This window comes from Bariatricus sp. HCP28S3_A7 (assembly GCF_052066375.1).
Classification (GTDB): domain Bacteria; phylum Bacillota; class Clostridia; order Lachnospirales; family Lachnospiraceae; genus Allocoprococcus.
In genome coordinates this window covers 198,163-219,537 of sequence record NZ_JBQHSG010000004.1, presented here as the reverse complement: position 1 = coordinate 219,537, position 21,375 = coordinate 198,163, and the positions used below count along the sequence as shown (strand labels likewise).

Below are 21,375 nucleotides of genomic sequence, written 5' to 3'. Positions count from 1 at the left end.
GGAGGGGAAGAGTATATGCAGAATAGTAATAACAGCCTGTTAAGGCTGGCAGAACGAATTTATGATTTGGATGCAAAAGTATATGAAAGTCTGGGTTCTTCTCTGGGACGAGTGTTTAATGGAGACAGAGAACGGTGCATCAATGATATTGTCGAGAGACTGCGTGAAAGAAATGAAGGGCATACACTGAGAAGTGAACTTGCCCTGATCAGCAACATGGCGCGCACGATTCGGGAAAAACCGGTTCGAAGCGAGATTATGCGGGAATACGATCAAATATTAAAAGCTGTGGAAGAACTGCCTACCAGTTTCGCAGAGGGGGATGTTCTGGATGTCAAACGTGCGAAACTGAATACTTTGACACAGCGGTTCGGGGAGAAGGATCATATGATCATCTGTATCGGACGAACATATGGATGTGGAGGAAGTGAGATCGGATTCCAGCTGGCAGATGCGCTGAAAATCAATTATTATGACGTGGAAATATTCAATGAGGTACTCCGGAGACTGGAGGCGGAGAAGGATACTGTCTATGACAAGGGAGGATATCCGTACATTCATGATGAGGAGAACCGCGCACGATATGTTGGAACCAGCCAGGCATTTACAAAAGCTCAGAAGGTAACGCTGGCACAGAGACTGGAAGAATTCAACCGGTATCACGGACTGCCGAAGAAAGATGCTGTTTTCTTTAATCAGAGTAAACTGCTCTGCGATATGGCAAAAGAAGAGGATTTTATTATCATGGGCCGGTGTGCTGATGTGATTCTGGCAAATAATAACATTCCTCATATCAGTATTTTTATCACGGCGCCATTTGAGCGGCGGGTACAGCGGGTCATGGAGGTCAATAAGAATCTGACAGAAAAACAGGCCCGGAGAATGTTGCATGCATTGGATCGAAAGCATGTGGATTATTATAAATTCTATACCGGACTGGAATGGGGAAAGGCATCGAATTATGATCTGCTGATCAACAGTTCCAGTTATGGAATCAATGGTTCGGTTGATCTGATCCTGCGAATGTTGAAGAAAAAAGAAGAGTAACATTTTGACCTTTCCTATCTTTCGTGGCTGTGTTAAGATAGTACGTACGGGAGAAAGGCCCGGTGAAAACGAGAAGCAGGAAGGGTAGAACTATATGACGAGAGGCACAGAGTTTCTGAATGAGGTGACAGAAAAACTCAGGAAGAAGATTCGGGAAATAGGGGAGACGATCCAGACGGTTCGGAAAGACATCGAAGGTATGAATGAGTATTATTGGGAAAACTATACCGAGATGGATCAGTACGGATATGAGAATTTTGACAATCAGCAGGCGCTTCTTGCGCAGGTCAATGCAAATCAGGAAAATCAGCGAATGAAAAGCCGTCTGCTGAAAATGATGGATTCACCATTTTTTGGAAGTGTGGATTTCATATATGACGGAGAAGAAGAAGCGGAGACATTCTATATTGGAATCGGAAATTTTGCAGAAGAGCGCGGGAGAGTTCCGCTGATCTATGATTGGAGAGCTCCGGTCAGCAGTCTGTTTTATGATTATGATAAAGGTCCGGCATCTTATGAAGCGCCTGCGGGCGTTCTGGAGGGAGAGATCTGCTCGAAGTGGCAGTACAAGATCCGGGGCGGCCGGATGATCTATGAATTTGAGAGTGATATGAAGATCGATGATGATATTCTGAAACAGGAGCTGGGAGAAAGCAGTGATGTCAAGCTGAAGAATATCGTGCGCACGATTCAGAAAGAACAAAATGAGATCATACGGAATACAAAGGATAAGATCATGATCATTCAGGGGGCGGCAGGCAGCGGGAAGACATCTGTCGCGCTTCACAGGATCGCGTATTTACTGTATCATGACAGGAAAAGACTTAAGTCATCTAATATTCTGATTCTGTCTCCGAACAGTGCCTTTGCGGATTATATTTCCCATATTCTTCCGGAACTGGGAGAAGAAAATATTCAGGAGATGAGCTTCGATTTATTTGCCTATCGGGAACTTCAGGATGTGGCTGCGGACTGTGAGGACCGGTATCATCAGATAGAAAGAAGAATGCAGGGAATTACGGAGGAAGAAGAGGCGAGATTCCAGTGGAAGCAGTCAGAGGCATTTGTCGGAGCGGTAGAAGGATTCCTGGTCGGTCTGGAGGATGAACTGGTCGATTTGAAAGACGTTGAATACAAAGGAATGGTCAAAACAGAAGAAGAACTCCTGAAATTGTTTTATTTTAAATTCGGTGAAGTGCCGCTTTTGTCAAGAATGGACGCGGTGATGGAGTATTTCGTGGATGAATATGAGACGCTTTATGGAAAAACGCTCTGTGAAGACGAGCTGGAATTGATTCGGGAAACGTTCCGGAACATGTATGTGACGACCGATGTTTATGAAATCTATAACCGGCTTATGGAGGCGAATGGACTTCCGGCCTTGCCGTCGGTTCCTTTGGAAAAGCGGCTGCTGGAATATGAAGATGTATATCCGATGCTGTATTTGAAATACCGCCTTTGCAAAGGAGAATCCAGACGAACGATTCGTCATCTGGTGATCGATGAGATGCAGGATTATTCTTATTTGCAGTATGTGATACTGGAAAAGCTGTTCGACTGCAGGATGACGATTCTGGGAGATAAAGCACAGACGGTGGATACGCGTCAGCAGGATGTGCTGAAGTTCCTTCCGAAAATCTTTGGAAGAGATGTGCGAAAGATTGAAATGAACAAAAGTTACCGGAATACGATAGAAATTGCAGAGTATGCGCGGAATGTGTCTGATGTGAAAGGAATTGAATATATGCAGCGGCACGGAAAGCCGGTGGAGGAAATGACTTGCAGTACGCCTGCGGCGGCTTTGGATGATATACTGGGGAAGGTTCGGATCGGCGGCGACAGATATGAGACAGCGGCTGTGCTGACTATGACGGAGCGTGAGGCGAAAGAAGCGTTTTCCTATCTGAAAAATCAGAGGGAAGACGTCTGTTATATTGATCGGGACAGTTCGGTATTCCGTAAAGGAATTACGGTTACGACATATTATATGGCAAAAGGGCTGGAATTCGATCAGGTCTTTGTTGCAGGCGCTCAGGAGAAGAATCCGTTTTTTAAGCAGTTCCGCTATATCTGTGCGACAAGGGCGCTGCATGAATTGTATGTGTATGAACTCGCCCAGTAATAAGCATAGAGATGAGAAAGAGGCATCGTGTGATGCCTCTTTGTTTACAGTTCTCTTTTTTCATAAATCCGGATGGAGAGGAGCCATGAAAGGACAAACAGGATAGCTGCGGCAGCAGATATCGTGAATGCTGGGATCCTGTCCGGAAGGGAAATATTCATCTCTTCACTGATGCTGATCATAATGGTGCCAACTACACAGGTTACGATGATAATAATGTAATAGGCCAGACGCCCCTTTTCAGAACCGAATTTGAAAATGACCGGCAGCAGAAGCGAATCGCAAAGCAGCCCGGCAGCATGAAGTGTGAGCCCTGAAAAAAATGTTTCCTGGGTAAATGTGCTGTGGGATACAACACATCTCAGAAGCATTCCTGCAAAGGAAAAAATCCACACACTGCTTATCAGAATCAGTGCCATCAGATATTTAACGGATACCAGCTGTGCCCTGGAATAGGGGAGCGTCTCACTGTAGATCGTCCATTTGCTCCTCTCGTCATAGGCGAGCAGTGTGACCGGAATCATACTGGCAAATACGATCGGATAGAGTGTGAAAAAGAAGTTACCATCAGCAAATACGGATACTGCAATAAATATAAAAATGATAAAGAAGAAGGAGCGGCAGTATTTGCGTGTCATATACATATCTTTCAGAAGTAAACCTTTCATCTTATCTTACCTCCTTAACCATGAAAATGAAGAGTTCTTCGATTGTCACCGGACTTATAGGGGTGCCGGAAGGAACAGCGCTACGGCGAATCAGTACTTCGATTCCGTAAGCAGTCCGCTTCTCACCTTTAATGGCAGCAGGGTCAAGTTCACGGAATTGTTCATAAGAGCAATGGATGATACCATATTCTTCCAGAAGGATATCTTTTTCCTCGCACAGCAGCAGTTTACCTTTATGAAGAAAAGCAATGTAATCGCAGAGCTTTTCCAGATCACTGACGATATGGGATGAAATCAGAATGGAATGACTCTCATCTCTTGTAAATTCACTGAACATGTCTACTACTTCATCACGGACAACCGGATCCAGACCGCTGGTCGCCTCGTCAAGGAGCAGAAGCTTCGGATGGTGTGAGAGCGCAACGGCGATCCCGAGCTTCATCTTCATTCCGCGGGAAAAATCACTGAAAGGTTTATTCTCGGGAATTGATAACTTGACCAGAAGCTGCCTATACATAGCAGAATCCCAGCGCGAAAACGTGTATTTCATAATGTTGTCTGCCTGTTTGGCGGTCAGACATTCCGGAAAACCGACTTCATCCAGGACGACTCCGATATCTTCTTTGGCCTGCAGCGGAATATGTTCGCTGTCATGACCGAGAAGCGTGATCGTACCGGAATCCTTGTGGATAATATCCAGGATCAATTTGATCGTCGTACTCTTGCCGGCCCCATTCTCCCCGATGAGTCCCAGGATACATCCGTTTGGCAGCGTTAGATTCAGATTATCCAGAGTAAAATCCCGGTAGCTTTTGGTAAGATTTTTGATTTCCAGTGCATTCATAATGATTCCTCCCAACTCAAATGAAACATTTCTATAAGGTCTTCCTTACTGAGATTGCAGGAAGCTGCAAGCTGATTGATCTTCTGCATATATTCCTCGATCTTCTTCAGGTTTTCTTCACGCAGAAGTTCCACATTCTTGGGTGCGACGAAGCATCCCTTTGCGGCGATCGTGTATATAAATCCTTCCCGTTCCAGTTCATCATAGGCCCGCTTTGTCGTGACGACGCTGATTCTTAGATCCTTCGCCAGATTGCGGATGGAAGGCAGGGCTTCATCCTCCTTAAGGTCGCCGCTGATGATCTGATTCTTAATCTGGGAATAGATCTGATCATAAATAGGTGCGCCGCTTTTGTTGTCAATAAAGATATTCATGAGACTCTATCACCTCGGTTGATTAATCTGTATATATACAGTATATACAGTTGGTACAGGTATGTCAATATTATATTTGTATTTTGAATAGAAATATGTTCTGAACCAAAAAGGTACTTTGATAGTTTAATAAGGATTTACACTGATAAAAAATATCCCTATAATATAGATAAGAACAGGCTATATGAAAGGGGTGTGAAAGGATGAATGAGCACATGCCAACAGATATGCAATATAAGGACGGATTAAGAAAAGATAAGTTTTTGAATGATTTAGTAATCGAAGCCATTAAAAATGGTGATACGAAAAAAGCTTTGGAATATCTTGATTTATTCTGGGTAATTAAAATATGATGGGAGCGAAAAAAATAATTTTTTTGATTTTCCTCTTGCATTTTTAAAAATGATGTGGTAATATACCTATTGTTGACGCGGAAGTGTCGGAATGGCAGACGAGCTAGATTCAGGTTCTAGTGCTCGCAAGGGCGTGTGGGTTCAAGTCCCATCTTCCGCATAAATAGATGAACGAGAATACATGAGAATGTGTTCTCGTTTTTTCTTTCTTCAAATCTTATTTCTATTCTTGTTAGATTACCAAAATAATTCATGTCGAAAAGAAAATCAAAAAACCTCTTGCCAAACGCTTATATATATGTTATATTGTCAAATAGTTTGAAACTAAAAGTATTTTAAATCAAAAATATCTATATTTAAGACCAAGAGGACAGTATGAGAGGAAAAATATGTGGTATCGGAGCGTACGCCCCGGAAAACTTTTACGACAATCATGACATAGCGAAAATAGTGGAGACCAGTGATGAGTGGATTCGTGAACGAACCGGGATTGTGAGAAGGCATATTGCAGATGAAGACACAACGATGAGTATGGCTGTTAAGGCTGCCAGGGCGGCTCTGGAGAATGGAAAAGTAGAAGCGAAAGAATTGGATCTGATCCTGACAGCAACGATCACACCGAATACAATCATTCCTTGTGTGTCGTGTGAAGTTCAGAAGGCACTGGGGGCAGAGAACGCGACCTGTTTTGATATGAGCGCTGCGTGCGCAGGATTTGTGTTTGCCTATAATGCTGCGCAGGCATATATCGCATCAGGAATGTACAGAACCATTCTGATCATAGGAAGTGAGACGCTTTCTAACATCGTGAACTGGGAAGACAGAGGAAGCTGTATCCTGTTCGGCGACGGTGCGGGAGCCGCAGTGATTCGCGGGGAGGAAGGAGAAGTTTTCCCATGTGTGACACATTCAGATGGTACTATGGGAGAGGTACTGGCCTGTGAAAGCCGACATCAGAAGGGCTGGGAAGAAAAAGAGGCAGCAAAGCAGACTTACTTATCGATGGATGGTAAGGAAGTGTTTAAATTCGCAGTGAAGAAAGTCCCGGAAGTGATAGAAGAACTCCTTGGCAGGACAGATTATGTAAAAGAGGATATCGACTGGTTTGTCCTTCATCAGGCGAATCAGAGAATTATCGAATCGGTGGCAAAGAGAATGAAAATTGATATTTGTAAATTCCCGATGAATATTTCTGAATTTGGAAATACATCTTCTGCCAGCATTCCGATTCTTCTGGATGAAATGAACCGAAGCGGAATGCTGCAAAAAGGGCAGAGGATTGTTATAGCAGGATTTGGAGCAGGGCTTTCCTGGGGAGCATCCCTTATTGAATGGTAACAAGGTAATAGCTGTCGGCGCAGGCGCAGGACGGATTACATATATGATTAAATAGAAAAAATGAAAAGAGAAGAAGGAGACAATCACATGTTAGAGAAAGTAAAAGCAATCGTAGCAGAAGGTTTAGGAGTAGACGCAGCAGACCTTACAGAGGAAACAACGTTTGAATCACTTGGAGCAGATTCTCTGGATCTTATGGACATGGTTATGTCATTTGAAGATGAGTTCGGTGTGGAAATCGATACAGAAGCGATCGGTGATCTTACTACGATCGGCAGCGTTGTAACTTACATCGAAGGATTAGAGAAATAAATCCGAATAAGTGAATCATTAGTCAGAGTAAGTCATTTAAGAAAAAAGAGGTTGTAATATGAAGACAGAAGTAACCGAATTACTTGGAATAGAATATCCGATTATCCAGGGAGGAATGGCCTGGGTTGCTGAGTATCATCTTGCGGCCGGCGTATCAAATGCCGGTGGGCTTGGACTCATTGGAGCTGCGAGTGCCCCGGCAGAATGGGTACGCGAACAGATCAGAGAAGCAAAGAAACTGACTGACAAACCATTTGGTGTCAACATTATGCTCATGAGTCCTTATGCGGATGAAGTGGCAAAAGTGGTAGCGGAAGAAGGCGTGAAGGTGGTTACCACTGGTGCTGGAAATCCAGAGAAATATATGAAAATGTGGAAGGAAGCAGGGGTTAAGGTCATCCCGGTTGTGGCTTCCGTTGCACTTGCAAAAAGAATGGAGCGCTGCGGTGCGGATGCGCTGGTAGCGGAAGGAACAGAAGCGGGAGGACATATCGGCGAGAATACGACGATGGTTTTGGTTCCGCAGATCGTTGATGCGGTGAACATTCCGGTTATTGCTGCAGGCGGGATTGCCGATGGAAGAGGAATTGCGGCTGCATTTATGCTTGGAGCAAGAGCGGTACAGATGGGAACCCATTTTGTGGCAACGAAAGAATCTATGGTTCATGAAAATTATAAAAATGCAATCCTTAAAGCAAAGGATATCGATTCCAGAGTAACCGGCAGAACAACCGGCCATCCGGTGCGTGCTCTGAGAAATCAGATGACGAAACAGTATCTGGATATGGAGAAAGCGGGAGCAGGCTTTGAGGAACTGGAGCAGCTGACTCTGGGTGGACTTCGCAAAGCGGTCGTAGACGGCGATGTTGTAAATGGCAGCGTGATGGCCGGACAGAGTGCGGCAATGGTGAAAGAAATCCTGAGCTGTGAGGAGCTGATCCAGAAGCTGGTGAAGGAGACAGATGCGCTGATCGGAGGACTGAATATCTATGGCTAAGATTGCATTTATTTACCCAGGACAGGGCGCTCAGAAACCCGGCATGGGAAAAGATTTTTATGAAAATAGTGAACTTGCAAAGGCTGTCTATGATAAGGCAAGCGAACTTTTGCAGATAGATATGAAAGCATTATGCTTTGAAGAAAATGAGAAACTGGATCTGACCGAATATACACAGGCAGCGCTTGTGACGACTTGCCTTGCCATGACGAAGGTTGTGGAGGAAAGAGGTCTGAAACCGGATGTGACGGCGGGACTTAGTCTTGGCGAGTATTGCGCGATCAGCGTCGCTGGAGGCATGAAGGAAGAGGATGCAATTTCTCTGGTGAGAAAAAGAGGGATTCTGATGCAGAATACGGTTCCGGCAGGAGAAGGCGCCATGGCGGCAATCCTTGGAATGGATGCATCGGTAATCGAAGAAGGGATTAAGGATTTGGAAGGAGTCACGGTGGCAAATTACAATTGCCCGGGCCAGATCGTTATCACCGGTGAGACGAAAGCGGTGGAGAAAGCGGCAGAAATATTAAAAGAAGCGGGAGCTAAAAGGGCGGTGCTTCTGAATGTCAGCGGTCCGTTCCATTCACCGATGCTGAAACAAGCAGGTGAAGAACTTGCGAAAGAAATGGAAAAAGTAGAAATGGAACCACTTCAGATTCCTTATGTGACAAATGTAACGGCCGAATATGTAACCGACATTCGTGAAACGAAGAAACTTCTGGCTGAACAGGTTGCGGCTTCCGTGCGCTGGCAGGAAAGTGTAGAGCGTATGATCGCGGAAGGCGTGGATGCGTTTGTAGAAATCGGGCCGGGCAAAACGCTGGCAGGGTTTCTGAGGAAAATTGACCGCAGCGTAAAGGTTTACAACATTGGAACCTGGGAAGACGTAGACAAGGTGGTCTTGGAATTGACTGTTTAGTAGAGGAGAAGAAATATGTTAAACGGAAAAATCGCAGTAGTGACCGGTGCATCCCGCGGAATCGGGAAGGCAATAGCAATGAAGTTTGCGCAGCTTGGAGCAACGGTGGTCATCAATTATAACGGTTCTGCACAGAAAGCGGAGGAAGTAAAACAGAGTATTACAGCAGATGGCGGCAGGGCCGTGATCATGCAGTGCAATGTAGCGGACTATGATGCGTGCGAAGCATTTTTTAAGGATGTGATCAATCAGTTCGGCAGAATTGATATTCTTGTAAATAATGCAGGAATCACGAAAGACGGATTGATCATGCGGATGAGTGAGGAAGACTTTACGAGCGTTGTAGACGTGAATCTGAAAGGAACTTTCCATTGTATCCGATTCGCTTCCAGGCAGATGATGAAGCAGAGAAGCGGAAGAATCATTAATATGTCTTCTGTAGTGGGAATTTCCGGAAACGCAGGACAGATCAATTACGCAGCATCAAAAGCAGGTGTGATCGGCATGACAAAATCCGCGGCAAAGGAACTTGCGAGTCGTGGAATTACGGTGAATGCGATTGCTCCGGGATATATTGAGACGGATATGACCAACGTGTTATCCGACAAAGTGAAAGAAGAAACAATGAAACAGATTCCTCTGGGTCGTCTGGGTCAGACCGGAGATATTGCAGCAGCAGCAGCATTTCTTGCATCCGACGAAGCAGGGTATATCACGGGCCAGGTGCTTGCAGTAGACGGTGGCATGGCGATATAGGAGGGTGGAAATATGAAACGCAGAGTAGTGATTACAGGTCTTGGAGCGATTACGCCAATTGGAAATACGGTAGATGAATTTTGGGAAGGGATCAAAGAAGGCAGATGCGGAATCGGTGCGATCACCAAATTTGACACATCAGATTATAAAGTAAAGATCGCGGCAGAAGTAAAAGGATTTTCTGCGAAGGAACGCATGGATTTTAAAGCGGCAAAACGTATGGAAACATTCTCACAGTATGCGGTTGTGGCTGCAAAAGAAGCCTGTGAGGATGCCGGTTTCGAGATTGAAAAGGAAGACCCGTACCGCTGCGGTGTGATCATCGGTTCCGGTATCGGAAGCCTTCAGCAGATTGAAAAACAGTACACCACGATTCTGCAGAAGGGGCCGGGAAGAGTTGCTCCTTTGATGGTTCCCATGATGATCTCCAATATGGCAGCCGGAAATGTTTCGATTCAGCTTGGACTGAAGGGAAAATGCACAAATGTTGTCACAGCCTGTGCGACCGGAACCAACTGTATCGGTGATGCGTTCCGTGCAATCCAGTACGACGATGCGGATGTGATGTTTGCAGGCGGAACCGAAAGCTGTATCTGTCCGACTGGTGTGGCAGGATTTACCGCGCTGACTGCGCTTACGACCAGTGAGGATCCGAAGAGAGCTTCCATTCCGTTTGATAAGGACAGAAGCGGGTTCGTTCTCGGAGAGGGGGCAGGCGTGGTCGTTCTGGAGGAACTGGAACATGCAAAGGCCAGAGGCGCGAAGATTTATGCAGAGCTTGTAGGATACGGTTCCACCGGAGATGCATACCATATTACTTCCCCGGCGGAGGATGGAAGCGGAGCTGCCAAAGCGATGGAACTTGCCATGGAAGAAGCAGGTGTGACTCCGTCGGAGGTTCAGTATATTAATGCACACGGAACCAGCACACACCACAATGATCTGTTCGAGACCTATGCGATCAAGAGAGCATTCGGTGATGCGGCAAAAGATCTTGTAGTCAACTCGACGAAATCCATGATCGGTCATCTGCTCGGTGCGGCAGGCGCGGTAGAGTGTGTGACTTGTGTAAAATCCATCCAGGACGGATTCATTCATCAGACGATCGGAACAAAAGAAACAGATGAGGAATGTGATCTGAACTATGCAGTCGGTGCTCCGGTGGAAAAGGAAATCAAATATGCAATGAGTAATTCTCTGGGATTTGGCGGACACAATGCGGTCCTGCTGATGAAAAAATATGAAGGTTAGAGGTGCAGGATGATGGAATTAGAGAATCTGGTGAAATTAATTCAGGCCGTTTCCGATTCGGCACTGAGTGGCTTTGAATATGAAGAAGGAAATGTAAAACTGAATATCCGAAAAGAAAAAGAACCGGTAAAGGGTACGAATGAAAACGTTCAGGTTGTTACAATAGAACAGAAAACGCAGGCCGCGAAAGCAGAGATCCCGGCGATGGAACCGAACGGAAATCTAGTTAAATCTCCACTTGTCGGAACATTTTACGCTGCACCGGCAGAAGATGCCCAGCCTTTTGTGTCTGTGGGCGACCGTGTGAAGAAGGGGCAGACTGTGGCAATCGTAGAAGCAATGAAACTGATGAATGAAATTGAATCTGAATTTGACGGTACGGTTACAGAAGTGCTGGTAAAGAATGGGGAAGCCGTAGAATACGGACAGCCGTTATTCAGAATTGCGTAAGGAGGCAGCGATGAAACATTTGGGTATTACAGAGATTAAGGAAATCATTCCGCACAGACATCCGTTTCTGCTGGTGGATTACATTGAGGACTATGAACCGGGCGAGTATGCCATCGGGTACAAATGCGTTACATACCGTGAGGATTTCTTTGCGGGACATTTCCCGCAGGAGCCGGTCATGCCGGGCGTTCTGATCGTGGAAGCACTGGCGCAGACCGGAGCAGTAGCGGTTCTGATGCAGGAAGAAAACAAAGGAAAGCTCGGATATTTCGGGGGAATCAAGAACTGCAAGTTCCGCCGCAAGGTCGTTCCGGGAGATAAGCTGAAACTGGAGGCGAGAATCATCCGGCAGAAAGGCCCTCTGGTCATCGGGGAAGGAATTGCCTCTGTTGACGGAGAAGTGGCTGTAAAAGCAGAGTTGTCGCTGATGATCGGATAGGGGATAGATATGATTAGGAAAATACTGATTGCCAATCGTGGCGAGATTGCGGTGCGTATCATTCGTGCGTGCAGAGAAATGGGAATCGAGACGGTTGCGGTGTATTCGGAAGCTGACAAAGAGGCGCTTCACACACAGCTTGCAGACGAAGCAGTCTGTATCGGACCTGCGCCGTCCTCAGACAGTTATCTGAATATGGAACAGATCATCAGTGCGACGATTATTTCGGGAGCCGATGCGATTCATCCCGGATTCGGATTCTTGTCTGAAAACAGCCGTTTTGCAGAACTGTGCGAACAATGCAATATTATTTTCATCGGGCCGGGAGCCGATGTGATCCGCAGCCTTGGAGACAAATCCCAGGCGCGAACCACAATGGTACAGGCAAATGTGCCGGTCATTCCGGGAAGTGACCATGCGATTTATGATGCAGAAGAAGGCGCAAAGATTGCAGAAGAGACCGGGTATCCGGTGATCATCAAAGCAGCACTTGGAGGCGGCGGCAAGGGAATGCGCGTGGCACAGACGCCGGACGAATTTGAAAATGCATTCCACACTGCGCAGTCAGAAGCAAAGGCAGCGTTCGGAGACGGCACCATGTATCTGGAGCATTTTGTACAGCATCCGAAACACATTGAATTTCAGATCCTTGCAGATAAATACGGAAATGTCATCCATCTGGGAGAACGTGACTGTTCGATTCAGAGAAACCATCAGAAACTGGTGGAGGAATCCCCGTGTATGGCCATTTCCGAAGAACTTCGTGCGGAAATGGGAGCCGCAGCAGTTCGCGCAGCCAAAGCGGCCCATTATGAAAATGCCGGTACCATCGAGTTCCTTTTGGAAAAGACCGGAAAATTCTATTTCATGGAAATGAATACCCGGATCCAGGTGGAGCATCCGGTGACAGAGTGGGTGACCGGAATTGACCTTATCAAGGCACAGATCCGCATTGCCGACGGCGAAGAACTTGCGATAAAGCAGGAAGATGTGCATTTGACGGGGCATGCCATCGAGTGCAGAATCAACGCGGAGAATCCGGCAAAGAATTTCCGCCCATGCCCGGGAACCATTCGGGATATGTACCTTCCGGGGGGCAAAGGAGTCCGGATCGATTCCGCTATTTACAGTGGTTACAGCGTACCGCCATATTATGATAATATGCTGGCGAAACTGATCGTTTTCGCAAAGACCCGAAAAGAAGCTGTCCGTAAGATGCAGTGTGCGCTTGGAGAGATCATCATTGAGGGAATCGATACAAATGTTGATTATCAGTATGAGATCATGTGCCACCCGGATTATCAGGATGGAAATTTTGATATAGAGTTTGTAGCAGAAAAAGAACAGGAACTTCTGGGAAATACAGAGGCCTAGCAGTTCGTAATGTAGCAGGAGTCAGGAGAGTAGAAAAATGCAGTTGGCAAATATGTTTAAAAAGGGAATCAACCTTGGGAAAAATGAAGGATCCGGTAAGCGAATGACATCTCCGGAAGTGCCGGAAGGAATTCTGAAAAAATGTAATGCCTGTAAAGCGGCGATTTTCACGGAAGATGTGAAAAAAGGATACTATATTTGTCCGAAATGCGGAAATTATTTCAGAGTACATGCGATGCGACGCATAGAAATGATCGCTGATCCAGATACGTTTGAGGCATGGGACGAGGGCCTTACCTCCGGAAATCCACTGCATTATAAAGGCTATGAAGAAAAGGTAAAAATGCTTCAGGAGAAGACTGGGCTGGATGAGGCGGTTGTGACCGGTAAGGCAAAAATAGAAGGACGTGAAGTGGCGCTGGCTGTATGTGACGGACGATTCATGATGGCAAGTATGGGGAAAGTAGTCGGTGAGAAGATTACACGTGCTGTTGAGCGCGCGACGCAGGCAAAGCTTCCGGTGATTATCTTTGCATGCTCGGGAGGAGCGAGAATGCAGGAGGGAATTCATTCTCTGATGCAGATGGCCAAGACTTCTGCAGCCTTAAAACGGCATCATGACGCCGGACAGCTCTACATCAGTGTTTTGACAGATCCTACGACAGGAGGGGTTACAGCAAGTTTTGCCATGTTAGGAGATATCATTCTGGCTGAACCAAATGCGCTGATCGGTTTTGCGGGACCGCGTGTGATTGAACAGACCATCGGACAAAAACTTCCGAAAGGGTTCCAGAGATCTGAATTTCTTCTGGAACACGGGTTTGTGGATAAGATTGTAGAACGAAAAGAACTGCGTCAGACACTTGCTCAGCTTGTAAGCATGCATGAGGCGGGGAAAATGTCACAATTTACGGAAAGCTCAGAAGGACGTACAAAGCGGAATTTGGAAGAAAATGTAGGAAAGGACAATACCGGACTGGAAGAACACAGAGAAACTCCAAAGGCGAAAAGCGCCTGGGAGCGTGTTCAGATTTCCCGGCTGAAAGACAGACCGGTAGGTTCCGATTATATTGATGCTTTATTTACAGATTTTGCAGAACTTCATGGTGACCGATACTACAAGGACGACAAAGCGATCATCGGAGGAATTGCACGGTTTCATGGCATGCCGGTGACGGTCATTGCGCAGGCTAAGGGAAGAAATACGAAAGAAAATATTGAACGGAATTTCGGTATGCCGTCTCCGGACGGATACAGAAAAGCACTGAGACTGATGAAACAGGCGGAAAAATTTGCACGCCCGATCATCTGCTTTGTAGATACTCCGGGTGCATTTTGCGGACTGGAGGCAGAAGAACGCGGACAGGGAGAAGCGATTGCCAGAAACCTGTTTGAAATGTCCGGTCTGAAAGTTCCGGTGCTTTCGGTTGTGATCGGAGAAGGTGGAAGCGGCGGAGCGCTCGCCATGGCAACCTCGGATGAAGTCTGGATGCTGGAGAACTCCATTTACTCTATCCTGTCACCGGAGGGCTTTGCAAGTATCCTGTGGAAAGACAGCAAACGCGCGGAAGAAGCTGCAAAAGTCATGAAACTTACAGCAGCCCACCTGTATCAGGCGGGAATTGTGGAGAAAGTTTTTGAAGAACCGGAACATCTGACTGTGGAAAATATGGGAGGATTGACAGGAGAGATGGACAGGTCCATACAGGAATTCCTGAAAAAATATGGAGCTTTGTCAACAGAAGAGCTGACGGAAAAACGATATCAGCGCTTCCGGAACATGTAGAAAGGTACGGGGTACAGATATGGAATATCCATCATTGAAAATAGGAAATCTGACGGCGAAAAAACCATTGATCCAGGGCGGAATGGGAATCGGAATCAGTCTCTCAAATCTTGCCGGAAATGTTGCCAAAGAAGGTGGAATCGGGATCATTTCCGCTGCACAGATCGGATTTCGTGATCCTGATTTTGAGAAAGATTCCAAGGCGGCAAATTTAAGAGCCATTCACAGTGAACTCGAAAAAGCCCGCGCAATTGCGCCGGAAGGCGTGATCGGTTTTAATATTATGGTTGCCATGCAGCACTATGGAGAATATGTGCGCGAAGCAGCAAGGGCAGGCGCAGATCTGATCATATCCGGAGCCGGTCTGCCGACAGAACTGCCTGAATTCGTAAAAGGTACGGATGCAAAGATCGCTCCGATCGTATCAACAGAAAAATCCGTGAAAGTGATCCTCAAATACTGGGACAAAAAATACAGCCGCACCGCAGACCTGGTCGTCATAGAAGGGCCAAAAGCCGGAGGACATCTTGGATTTGACGAGGCACAGCTGGAACAGTTCGATCAGAACACATATGATGAAGAAATCAGGAAGATCATCAAAGCCGTAAAATCATACGAAGAGAAATATAACTGCAGAATTCCGGTCGCACTGGCAGGCGGCATCAGCGATGCAAACGCAGCCAGACACGCATTTGAGCTTGGAGCCGATGCAATCCAGGTAGCCAGCCGCTTTGTAACCACATGGGAATGCGACGCAGACATCCGGTATAAAGAAAGCTATCTGAACGCCGCACCGGAAGATATCCTGATCGTAAAAAGCCCGGTAGGAATGCCCGGAAGAGCCATCGCCAATCCCTTCATCCGACACATCATGGAAGGAGAGCGCCGTCCTCCCAAAAAATGTCTTGCATGCATCAAAACATGCAACCCGGCAAAAACACCATACTGCATTACAGAGGCTCTCATCAACGCAGCAAAAGGCAACATTGAAAATGCATTACTTTTCTGCGGCGCTGATGCATGGAAAGCAGAAAAAATAGAAACTGTAAAAGAAGTGATTGATTCTTTGCTCGAAAGCTGTGTATAATAAAAGAAAAACAAGTACCAGAGGAGAAAATTCGTGGACGCATACGAGAGCATTAACAAATTATTTGTACATTTGTTCAACGATATATTAGAATTAGAAGAAAAAGCGGTCATCACCGAAGAATTCAAAGACCTGACGAACAACGATATGCATATCATCGAAGCCGTCGGTCTCGGAGAAGGAGATAAAATGTCCAACATCGCCCGCAAACTCGGAATCACCGTAGGCTCACTCACCACCTCCATGAACGCCCTGGTCAACAAAAAATACGTTCTCCGCGAACGAAGCGAAGAAGACAGACGCGTGGTCAACATCCACCTCACCCCCAAAGGCGAAAAAGCCTACCACCACCACGCCGAATTCCACAAAAAAATGGTAGAAGCCATCCTGGAACACATCACCGAAGACGAGATTCCCGTCCTCACCAAAGCCCTCGAAGGCCTTTACCAATTCTTCAAAACCTGCTAACAACAGGTCCCATAAGGCATAATCCCGTTTAAACTCAGAGGGCTGCGCTTCCCAAAGAAGCCGCAGCCCCCTTCATATGTACCAATATCTCCCGTCTAATACTTATCCCACGTACAACATAAGAATCTCAGCCCCCACACTCCCCGGTTTGATTCCGGACCGTGGGGGCGTCCCTTCTCAGAACAATTCCCCATTGACTATCAACACCCCTCTATGCTATACTAGCGAAAACATCAAATTCAGAGTAGCCATTTTCGATGGTATTCTAAAACTCAATATTTAGATTTTCAAAGCCATTCGGCAGGAAATTCAAGTTTTGATGAATAACAGAATAAAACGGGCAGAATATAGGAATCATTGGGGTTACATTGCCATTTTTGCATATCTCTGTTAAAATACAGATAAGATAAAAGATTTCTGATGGTTATATGTTCTGCAGAAGGAGGAGAACATATGACCCAAAAAGGAGAAAATCTGTCAGAAAGTAGTCAGATAGTAAAAAATCGGGAACTAAAAGACAATGGAGCAAAACTTATTTTTGATGATCCTATTCTTTGCGCGCAGTTTTTAAGAGGATACGTGAATATAGAATTGCTAAAAAATGTAGAACCGGAAGATATTGAAGACATCTCTGAGCGTTTTCTTCCTATGTGGCAGGAAGGGCGGGACTCGGATTCTGTAAAAAAGATTCACTTAAAAGAACAATCACTTTATTTGATTGCAGTGGTGGAACATCAGTCCAAAGTTCATTATGATATGGCATTCAAACTCTTGCGATATATCGTAATGATACTGACTGATTACGAAACGGAGCAGGAAAAGATTCATCCCGGCATTACGAAAACGAAGGCATTTCAATACCCACCTATAATACCAATCGTGTACTATGAAGGAACAGAAACCTGGACAGCAGTGCGAAATTTCAAAGACAGGGTATATCTTAGTGATGCATTGGAAAAGTATATTCCGGATTTTGAGTACTTGGTTGTGCCGTTAACGTCTTACAGTAACCGGGAACTGATAGAAAAGAATGATGAATTGTCGTTAATTTTTCTGATTAACAAACTCCGCAATTCTATGGAATTCAGAAATCTGAGAGAGATACCAAAAGAGTATTTTGATAATCTTTCGGAAAATACACCGGATTATTTATTAACAATAATCGGTAAAATCATTGCCACGCTGCTATATCGGATGAATGTCCCCCGCAGTGAGGTTGAAAAATTTACCGATCAGATTACACGGAGGGAATTCGATATGTTATTTGACAGTTTTGAAGCATATGATGTCCAGGAAACGAGAAGAATCAGCAGAGAACAGGGACGAATAGAAGGAGAAGAACGCAAATTAGTGCAGTTAACCTGTAAAAAACTTCAAAAAAATATATCCATACCAGAAATTGCAGATATGTTAGAAGAAGACGAAGAAACAATTCAAAAAATATGCGATGCGGCGTCAAAACATGCCCCAGAATATGACATTGACAAAATAATCAAAGACCTAATCCAATAGGCTGCCGCTTCCCAAAGAAGCCGCAGCCCCCTTCATATGTACCAATATCTCCCGTCTAATACTTATCCCACGTACAACATAAGAATCTCAGCCCCCACACTCCCCGGTTTGATTCCGGACCGTGGAAAACGCCGGCACTTGATGGCAGGAGTCGCCGGCAGGCGACAACCTGGCATCATAGTACCGCTGCGTTTTCCCCCGAGCGAAAGCGAGTCCGGAATAAAACCGGGGAGCGTGGGGGCGTCCCTCTTCTCAACAACAAATTTTAGAAAGCACTTCCCCAATCGGTTCATGTATCGTAAGCGATGCTCCCACTTCCCGAGCCGTAGTATCCTTATTGATCACAACCAGGTTCTTTCCCCGGAAATAATCAATAAATCCCGCAGCAGGGTAAACGACCAAGGAGGTTCCACCGATAATCAGCATATCAGCATTTGCGATCGCACTGATACTTTTCTGAATAATAACGGAATCTAACCCTTCTTCATAGAGCACGACATCCGGTCGGATGGTCCCTCCACATTCACATTTTGGAATTCCGTCAGAATTTTTAACATAGGCGGCATCGTACTTTTTACCGCAGCGCATACAATAATTGCGATGAATGCTTCCGTGCAGTTCCAGTACGTTTTTACTGCCTGCTGCCTGATGAAGACCGTCGATATTTTGTGTGATCACGGCCGTCAGTTTTCCGGCAGCCTCAAGTTCAGCGAGCTTATAGTGTGCCGGGTTCGGTTTCGCATCAAGAAACATCATTTTCTCTTTGTAAAATTCATAAAAAGCTTCTGTGTTTCTCATGAAAAATGAATGGCTTACAATCTGTTCCGGAGAGTATTTGTATTGCTGCTGATACAGGCCGTCAGCGCTGCGGAAGTCCGGAATATTACTTTCGGTGGAGACCCCCGCACCGCCGAAGAATACAATATTATGACTTTCATCGATCATTTCCTGAAGTTGCTCAATCTGATTCATATGATACCTCTTTTCTTCTGGCAGATTCCGGGCAAAATCGGTGCTGCCCTGCCATAAAACTATATCTTTATTATAGCTCAGAATAAAAGAATGGGACATAGTATTTTCGAATAAAAAATACAGAAAATATTGAAATATCACTTGTTATGCAATAACTCCGCGAGTATACTATTACTGTTGTAAAGATGCACATCGGGGAAGGTGCATAGGAAAGAATCAAAATATCGGGAGAGAATGATGAAAATAAAAGATATGAAGAATTGGGGAATGGTATTACTGGGGAATACGATTTATGCATTGGCAATCGTAGTGTTTATTTTGCCGAGTTCGCTGATTATGGGAGGAACAACCGGAATCGGTCTGACGCTTGGACATTATTTGAATGTTCCGCTGCATACATTTGTAATGATTTTTAATGTGCTGATGTTTTTGGTCGGGGCACTTGCTCTGGGAAAAAAATTTGCATTAACGACACTGATCAGTACATTCTATTACCCGGTGATTCTTGGCGCTTTTCAGAACATCCCGGTATTATCTGATATTACAACAGACCGCATGTTATCTACGATCTGCGGAGGACTGATGATCGGATTTGGAATCGGAATTGTGATTCGAGCGGGAGCATCGACCGGTGGTATGGACATACCGCCACTGGTGCTTAACAAGTATTTTGGAATTCCGGTATCGGTTCTGATGTATGCTTTTGATTTCGCGATCCTGCTCATGCAGATGATGTTTTCCGATAAGGAACAGATCATCTATGGAATTCTGCTGGTATTGGTCTATACCATGGTTTTGGACAAAATCCTTTTGATCGGGACAACGAAGACGCAGGTCAGCATCGTTTCTGAAAAATATAATGAGTTAAATGCACAGATTCAGGAAAAACTGGATAGGGGAACCACTTTATTCCATGTGCAGACGGGGTATCTGAAAAATGAGCAGAAAATGATCATGACGGTGGTTTCAAACCGGGAACTGGTGCGTCTGAACCGACTCGTACAGGAAACGGATCCGGAAGCATTTATGGTGATCGGGCATGTGAATGAGGTAAAGGGAAAAGGTTTCTCCTCTCAGAAAGAATATAAAGACGAAGTGACTGCAAATGAAGGAAAAGAAACACAAGGATACACAGGAAATGGCGGGCAGAACAGATAACCCGTCGGAAAAAGAAAAAAAGAAACGAATCAACTGGAAAAGATTCCGGCGCAGGCTTGCAGCGTTTCTGATTGTTGCCGCTATCGGGACGGGTTACTGGTATTATGCGTGGGAGTACCGTGCCGAGACAGAGCCGGAAACGGAACTGACCGAGACGAATACAGATCCTGTTTATACGATGGAACGATATCTGAGGACCTTGAAGCGGAACAGCACGGTTTATGAATATGCGTGCGATGAAGATGAGGCGGATGAGGAATACGGAACTTACGTTGTGCCGGGACTCAAGGCGACCAGGACGATTCAGTATAAGAAAGAAGGCACGCCGCATGTCTGTACGTCCATGACGCCGCAGGGGCTGGCGATTACGGAGGATTATGTCCTGATCAGTGCGTACTGCAGAACGAAGGAGCATAATTCTGTCATTTATGTGATTGATAAGAAAACGCATGAGTATGTAAAAGAAATCGTGCTGGGGACCCGGGCTCATGTCGGTGGAATGGCATATGACACCATGAATCATAATCTCTGGATCACCGGGCAGGGTTCTACCTGGGCGCAGGCAAATGCAATTACGCTGAAGCACCTGGAAAGTTATGATTTTACGGAGAATTATCAGCCCATTGAATTTGATCTCTCATACAATCTTTACCGGATTCAGAGGGCCTCTTTTATGACCTATCATGACGGAGCGCTCTTCGTAGGATTTTTTACCAAGGATAATGCGAGTATTATTGAGAAATACCTGATCAACGCAGACGGAACCTTGTATGAAAAATCGGATATGAATCTGAAGCGGACGGTAGGAGTGATCGATCCGGTGGCATGTGCTGTGAGTATGCAGGTGATTTCAGGAAAAGTTCAGGGGATGGCATTTTACAATAATAAGATCCTGCTTACGATATCCTGGGGGATCATGCCTTCGGAAGTACAGATATTCAATTATTCAAGATATGGAATTCTGTCATCTTCAGAGGCATATAAGACGATCAAATTTCCGGAACGTCTGGAGCAGATCTATCAGGACGGAAGCAGTATTTATGCCTTGTTTGAGTCGGCGGCGTATTCCTACAGGATGGCATCGTGGAATCAGATTGACAGGGTGATTAAGCTGAACGGAAGCAGGCTGGTGTATTAATTTTGAAAACATA

At 45.5% G+C, this 21,375-nt stretch carries 22 protein-coding genes and 1 tRNA gene; 19 read left to right on the top strand and 4 right to left on the bottom strand.

Annotation, left to right across the window (positions count from 1 at the left end; all coding sequences use genetic code 11):
• The first annotated feature begins 15 nt into the window (after positions 1-15).
• The gene (locus tag ACTNA4_RS04800) at positions 16-1,047 is read left to right on the top strand and encodes an AAA family ATPase (RefSeq protein WP_441024272.1); all 1,032 of its coding nucleotides are present in this window, start codon (positions 16-18) and stop codon (positions 1,045-1,047) included.
• Between the two features lie 94 nt (positions 1,048-1,141).
• Entirely contained in the window at positions 1,142-3,169 is a 2,028-nt protein-coding gene (locus ACTNA4_RS04795) for a HelD family protein (RefSeq protein WP_441028767.1), read from the top strand.
• A 44-nt stretch (positions 3,170-3,213) separates the two neighbouring features.
• Here the strand turns inward: ACTNA4_RS04795 and ACTNA4_RS04790 are convergent, their stop codons facing one another.
• From ACTNA4_RS04790 to ACTNA4_RS04780, 3 genes are read right to left on the bottom strand one after another with little or no spacing between them, the layout of a single operon-like run.
• Positions 3,214-3,837, bottom strand: a complete 624-nt coding sequence (locus tag ACTNA4_RS04790) for an ABC-2 transporter permease (protein WP_441028765.1) — start codon at positions 3,835-3,837, stop codon at positions 3,214-3,216.
• A 1-nt stretch (position 3,838) separates the two neighbouring features.
• A complete protein-coding gene (locus ACTNA4_RS04785) occupies positions 3,839-4,681 on the bottom strand; it encodes an ABC transporter ATP-binding protein (protein WP_441028763.1) in 843 nt (280 codons plus the stop codon).
• Positions 4,678-5,055 (bottom strand): GntR family transcriptional regulator, encoded by a 378-nt coding sequence (locus ACTNA4_RS04780; protein ID WP_427818828.1) that lies wholly within the window; start codon positions 5,053-5,055, stop codon positions 4,678-4,680. Before ACTNA4_RS04780 ends, ACTNA4_RS04785 begins: the two co-directional genes overlap by 4 nt.
• 215 nt (positions 5,056-5,270) lie before the next feature.
• On the opposite strand from ACTNA4_RS04780, the gene ACTNA4_RS04775 reads away from it, so the two are divergent.
• From ACTNA4_RS04775 to ACTNA4_RS04705, 15 genes are all read left to right on the top strand, one after another.
• Complete coding sequence (locus tag ACTNA4_RS04775; RefSeq protein ID WP_427807747.1) at positions 5,271-5,408, top strand: hypothetical protein; 138 nt, start codon at positions 5,271-5,273, stop codon at positions 5,406-5,408.
• Positions 5,409-5,485: 77 nt separating this feature from the next.
• Positions 5,486-5,568, top strand: a tRNA-Leu gene (locus ACTNA4_RS04770).
• A gap of 215 nt (positions 5,569-5,783) precedes the next feature.
• On the top strand, positions 5,784-6,746 hold the full coding sequence (locus ACTNA4_RS04765; protein ID WP_441028761.1) for a beta-ketoacyl-ACP synthase III: 963 nt from the start codon (positions 5,784-5,786) through the stop codon (positions 6,744-6,746).
• 87 nt (positions 6,747-6,833) lie between these two features.
• Positions 6,834-7,058, top strand: coding sequence for an acyl carrier protein (locus tag ACTNA4_RS04760; protein WP_427807743.1), 225 nt, complete (start codon positions 6,834-6,836; stop codon positions 7,056-7,058).
• Between the two features lie 58 nt (positions 7,059-7,116).
• Positions 7,117-8,055, top strand: a complete 939-nt coding sequence (fabK, locus tag ACTNA4_RS04755; RefSeq protein WP_441028759.1) for an enoyl-[acyl-carrier-protein] reductase FabK — start codon at positions 7,117-7,119, stop codon at positions 8,053-8,055.
• Positions 8,048-8,971 (top strand): ACP S-malonyltransferase, encoded by a 924-nt coding sequence (gene fabD / locus ACTNA4_RS04750; protein WP_441028757.1) that lies wholly within the window; start codon positions 8,048-8,050, stop codon positions 8,969-8,971. The genes fabK and fabD overlap by 8 nt, the downstream gene beginning before the upstream one ends.
• A gap of 15 nt (positions 8,972-8,986) precedes the next feature.
• Positions 8,987-9,727 (top strand): 3-oxoacyl-[acyl-carrier-protein] reductase, encoded by a 741-nt coding sequence (fabG, locus tag ACTNA4_RS04745; RefSeq protein WP_441028755.1) that lies wholly within the window; start codon positions 8,987-8,989, stop codon positions 9,725-9,727.
• 12 nt (positions 9,728-9,739) lie between these two features.
• The gene (fabF, locus tag ACTNA4_RS04740; RefSeq protein WP_427807735.1) at positions 9,740-10,978 is read left to right on the top strand and encodes a beta-ketoacyl-ACP synthase II; all 1,239 of its coding nucleotides are present in this window, start codon (positions 9,740-9,742) and stop codon (positions 10,976-10,978) included.
• A gap of 12 nt (positions 10,979-10,990) precedes the next feature.
• On the top strand, positions 10,991-11,428 hold the full coding sequence (gene accB, locus ACTNA4_RS04735) for an acetyl-CoA carboxylase biotin carboxyl carrier protein (RefSeq protein ID WP_427807839.1): 438 nt from the start codon (positions 10,991-10,993) through the stop codon (positions 11,426-11,428).
• A gap of 10 nt (positions 11,429-11,438) precedes the next feature.
• On the top strand, positions 11,439-11,867 hold the full coding sequence (fabZ, locus tag ACTNA4_RS04730; RefSeq protein ID WP_427807733.1) for a 3-hydroxyacyl-ACP dehydratase FabZ: 429 nt from the start codon (positions 11,439-11,441) through the stop codon (positions 11,865-11,867).
• A 9-nt stretch (positions 11,868-11,876) separates the two neighbouring features.
• Complete coding sequence (locus ACTNA4_RS04725) at positions 11,877-13,241, top strand: acetyl-CoA carboxylase biotin carboxylase subunit (RefSeq protein WP_441028753.1); 1,365 nt, start codon at positions 11,877-11,879, stop codon at positions 13,239-13,241.
• A 37-nt stretch (positions 13,242-13,278) separates the two neighbouring features.
• Positions 13,279-15,027, top strand: a complete 1,749-nt coding sequence (locus ACTNA4_RS04720; RefSeq protein ID WP_441017923.1) for an acetyl-CoA carboxylase carboxyltransferase subunit alpha — start codon at positions 13,279-13,281, stop codon at positions 15,025-15,027.
• A 19-nt stretch (positions 15,028-15,046) separates the two neighbouring features.
• The gene (locus tag ACTNA4_RS04715; RefSeq protein WP_441028751.1) at positions 15,047-16,114 is read left to right on the top strand and encodes an NAD(P)H-dependent flavin oxidoreductase; all 1,068 of its coding nucleotides are present in this window, start codon (positions 15,047-15,049) and stop codon (positions 16,112-16,114) included.
• A 33-nt stretch (positions 16,115-16,147) separates the two neighbouring features.
• A complete protein-coding gene (locus ACTNA4_RS04710) occupies positions 16,148-16,582 on the top strand; it encodes a MarR family winged helix-turn-helix transcriptional regulator (RefSeq protein WP_427818836.1) in 435 nt (144 codons plus the stop codon).
• 453 nt (positions 16,583-17,035) lie between these two features.
• Entirely contained in the window at positions 17,036-18,094 is a 1,059-nt protein-coding gene (locus tag ACTNA4_RS04705) for an Rpn family recombination-promoting nuclease/putative transposase (RefSeq protein ID WP_441028749.1), read from the top strand.
• Between the two features lie 252 nt (positions 18,095-18,346).
• On the opposite strand, the gene ACTNA4_RS04700 is transcribed toward ACTNA4_RS04705, so the two are convergent.
• Complete coding sequence (locus ACTNA4_RS04700) at positions 18,347-19,066, bottom strand: NAD-dependent protein deacylase (RefSeq protein WP_427807721.1); 720 nt, start codon at positions 19,064-19,066, stop codon at positions 18,347-18,349.
• Between the two features lie 237 nt (positions 19,067-19,303).
• On the opposite strand from ACTNA4_RS04700, the gene ACTNA4_RS04695 reads away from it, so the two are divergent.
• A complete protein-coding gene (locus ACTNA4_RS04695; protein WP_427807837.1) occupies positions 19,304-20,224 on the top strand; it encodes a YitT family protein in 921 nt (306 codons plus the stop codon).
• Positions 20,172-21,362 (top strand): YncE family protein, encoded by a 1,191-nt coding sequence (locus ACTNA4_RS04690; protein ID WP_441024245.1) that lies wholly within the window; start codon positions 20,172-20,174, stop codon positions 21,360-21,362. The genes ACTNA4_RS04695 and ACTNA4_RS04690 overlap by 53 nt, the downstream gene beginning before the upstream one ends.
• Positions 21,363-21,375: the final 13 nt, after the last annotated feature.

What these genes read in the sequence shown, in the direction of transcription:
- ACTNA4_RS04800 (WP_441024272.1), top strand. Translation starts at nt 16, where the DNA reads ATGCAGAATAGTAATAACAGCCTGTTAAGGCTGGCAGAACGAATTTAT.
- ACTNA4_RS04795 (WP_441028767.1), top strand. Translation starts at nt 1,142, where the DNA reads ATGACGAGAGGCACAGAGTTTCTGAATGAGGTGACAGAAAAACTCAGG.
- ACTNA4_RS04790 (WP_441028765.1), bottom strand. Translation starts at nt 3,837, where the DNA reads ATGAAAGGTTTACTTCTGAAAGATATGTATATGACACGCAAATACTGC.
- ACTNA4_RS04785 (WP_441028763.1), bottom strand. Translation starts at nt 4,681, where the DNA reads ATGAATGCACTGGAAATCAAAAATCTTACCAAAAGCTACCGGGATTTT.
- ACTNA4_RS04780 (WP_427818828.1), bottom strand. Translation starts at nt 5,055, where the DNA reads ATGAATATCTTTATTGACAACAAAAGCGGCGCACCTATTTATGATCAG.
- ACTNA4_RS04775 (WP_427807747.1), top strand. Translation starts at nt 5,271, where the DNA reads ATGCCAACAGATATGCAATATAAGGACGGATTAAGAAAAGATAAGTTT.
- ACTNA4_RS04765 (WP_441028761.1), top strand. Translation starts at nt 5,784, where the DNA reads ATGAGAGGAAAAATATGTGGTATCGGAGCGTACGCCCCGGAAAACTTT.
- ACTNA4_RS04760 (WP_427807743.1), top strand. Translation starts at nt 6,834, where the DNA reads ATGTTAGAGAAAGTAAAAGCAATCGTAGCAGAAGGTTTAGGAGTAGAC.
- fabK (WP_441028759.1), top strand. Translation starts at nt 7,117, where the DNA reads ATGAAGACAGAAGTAACCGAATTACTTGGAATAGAATATCCGATTATC.
- fabD (WP_441028757.1), top strand. Translation starts at nt 8,048, where the DNA reads ATGGCTAAGATTGCATTTATTTACCCAGGACAGGGCGCTCAGAAACCC.
- fabG (WP_441028755.1), top strand. Translation starts at nt 8,987, where the DNA reads ATGTTAAACGGAAAAATCGCAGTAGTGACCGGTGCATCCCGCGGAATC.
- fabF (WP_427807735.1), top strand. Translation starts at nt 9,740, where the DNA reads ATGAAACGCAGAGTAGTGATTACAGGTCTTGGAGCGATTACGCCAATT.
- accB (WP_427807839.1), top strand. Translation starts at nt 10,991, where the DNA reads ATGGAATTAGAGAATCTGGTGAAATTAATTCAGGCCGTTTCCGATTCG.
- fabZ (WP_427807733.1), top strand. Translation starts at nt 11,439, where the DNA reads ATGAAACATTTGGGTATTACAGAGATTAAGGAAATCATTCCGCACAGA.
- ACTNA4_RS04725 (WP_441028753.1), top strand. Translation starts at nt 11,877, where the DNA reads ATGATTAGGAAAATACTGATTGCCAATCGTGGCGAGATTGCGGTGCGT.
- ACTNA4_RS04720 (WP_441017923.1), top strand. Translation starts at nt 13,279, where the DNA reads ATGCAGTTGGCAAATATGTTTAAAAAGGGAATCAACCTTGGGAAAAAT.
- ACTNA4_RS04715 (WP_441028751.1), top strand. Translation starts at nt 15,047, where the DNA reads ATGGAATATCCATCATTGAAAATAGGAAATCTGACGGCGAAAAAACCA.
- ACTNA4_RS04705 (WP_441028749.1), top strand. Translation starts at nt 17,036, where the DNA reads ATGACCCAAAAAGGAGAAAATCTGTCAGAAAGTAGTCAGATAGTAAAA.
- ACTNA4_RS04700 (WP_427807721.1), bottom strand. Translation starts at nt 19,066, where the DNA reads ATGAATCAGATTGAGCAACTTCAGGAAATGATCGATGAAAGTCATAAT.
- ACTNA4_RS04695 (WP_427807837.1), top strand. Translation starts at nt 19,304, where the DNA reads ATGAAAATAAAAGATATGAAGAATTGGGGAATGGTATTACTGGGGAAT.
- ACTNA4_RS04690 (WP_441024245.1), top strand. Translation starts at nt 20,172, where the DNA reads ATGAAGGAAAAGAAACACAAGGATACACAGGAAATGGCGGGCAGAACA.